Genomic DNA, 1,650 nt, shown 5'->3' on the forward strand with positions numbered 1-1,650 from the left:
ATGAAGTTGCCGGAGTGATCGGAAACGCCTCCGCTGATGGTGGCACTCGTTGACTGCGCAAGGAGAATCGACGGGAGAAGACAGAGGCCCAGGACAACTAAGAAACGCATGCGGTGCTCCGAAAGAGGGAGTGAAGTAGGTTCACTCTGTCTACAGGGGACCGCCGCAACTTGTATCAAAGATTTCGGGCGATCGAAGAAGATTGGTATCCAATCTCAACTGACGAGAACGTTCCAATCGCTGTCTGGTGTATTGCTGCATTCTGAAACAATCGATAGGACGCGTCAAGACGTCCTGATGTTTCACGCGAGCCTGTTCGTTAGCTGCCGACTATTTCAGATTTAATTTCTCGCGCCGAATCGCAAGGTCTATGGATGGTTGGGTTGAATCTGAAGATAGGCTCGCAGGAGCTGCTTCCCTGTCGGCTTGTTGCTTCCGCCCGGAGGTTCAACGGTTACGAACACCATGTTGAGCCTGGCTAGAGCCTTTTCGTCATTGCAACGTAAGACCCAACGCTTATGGCTATCATCTTGATAGAACATGCCAAGGCTCACAGGCTGCTTGTCGCTCCCGCTTCCCCACACCTGGAAGGAAGCAGCTTGGGAGACACCGCTCTGCTTGTCAAGATCAAAGCCATAGAACACAAGAGAGCGGTCCTTCGTATAGAAAATCCTGCCAAACGGCTTGGCGGTCTTCCCATTCTCTCCAGTATCGAAGATGTCCGCGATATACAGATTCCGAGCTCCAATGAGGTCTCGGATATCCCTATCGTGGGCAAGGAAGTCCTTGTCCAACGCGAGCATGCGCTGATTTGCATCGAGTGCGGTTTCCTTCTCCGTGAGCTCGACGCTCAACAGATGAACCTTGTTCTCCAGTGCTTCTCTTTGCGTCGCTTGTTGGAGAGCACCAGACGTGGCCGAGGCAACTTGATCTCGGAGCTTCGTTTCCTCCGTCTGGACGGCAGCAAGTTGCTGTTTCAGTTGTTCTCTCTCTGTATCGATCTGCTCGCGTTTAGACTCCTCGTCCAGCAGCTGCTGTTCGGCATTCTTCTGCGCGAGTCGTGATTGAGCCACTTCATTTGCTGAGGTTTGGGCCTGTCGCTCGAGTGCCCCAAGCTTTTCTTGAGCACTTGCGAGTTGCGCCTGCAACGGATCGGGTTCCGAGTGCCGGATGCTAGGCACTGGAGGTCCGCTCTGCCCTGTCGCCGATACATCATGTTTTCGCTCGCTAAGATGGTGCGCGCCCACCATAGCGGCTAGTCCAAATAAACAGGCCGCCAGCGCCAGGCTCACGACTTTCCAGGGAACCACTCGGCTAGGTTCACTCGGCTTCGACGGCTCTGTCGCGGGAAGACTTTGCATGAGCCTGCGCTCTGCGGCCTCAAAGCTTGCAGCGGACTCAATCGGGAGATCCAAGATCTCGCGGGCAGCGCTTTCAGCCATCGCCGGAACGATCTGGGAGAGTATCTGTTGGTATTGCTCAAACTTCGCGCTGCACTCAGGGCAGTACGCGAGGTGAACCTGGAGAAGCGCCCAATCTTCCTGGGTCAACTCAGATTCATGGAGAGCCGTCATCGCTTCCAACTCGATGTGTAGTTGACGGTTCACGAGCTTCGGCCCCCTTGGGAGCAATTCTCTACCATTTCTCTCA

General features: G+C 54.5%; 1 protein-coding gene. It reads right to left on the reverse strand.

The genetic code is table 11. The annotated features are described in order from the left end of the window. Positions 1-368: 368 nt before the first annotated feature. Positions 369-1,574: an anti-sigma factor gene (locus OHL14_RS00020; protein ID WP_263377254.1), complete on the reverse strand. Its 1,206-nt coding sequence runs from the start codon at positions 1,572-1,574 to the stop codon at positions 369-371. Positions 1,575-1,650 lie beyond the last annotated feature (76 nt).

Source organism: Granulicella paludicola (assembly GCF_025685545.1).
Classification (GTDB): Bacteria; Acidobacteriota; Terriglobia; order Terriglobales; family Acidobacteriaceae; genus Granulicella; species Granulicella paludicola.

Bases quoted from the DNA above. Each gene is read 5' to 3' on its own strand.
- OHL14_RS00020 (WP_263377254.1), bottom strand. From the start codon at position 1,574: ATGACGGCTCTCCATGAATCTGAGTTGACCCAGGAAGATTGGGCGCTT.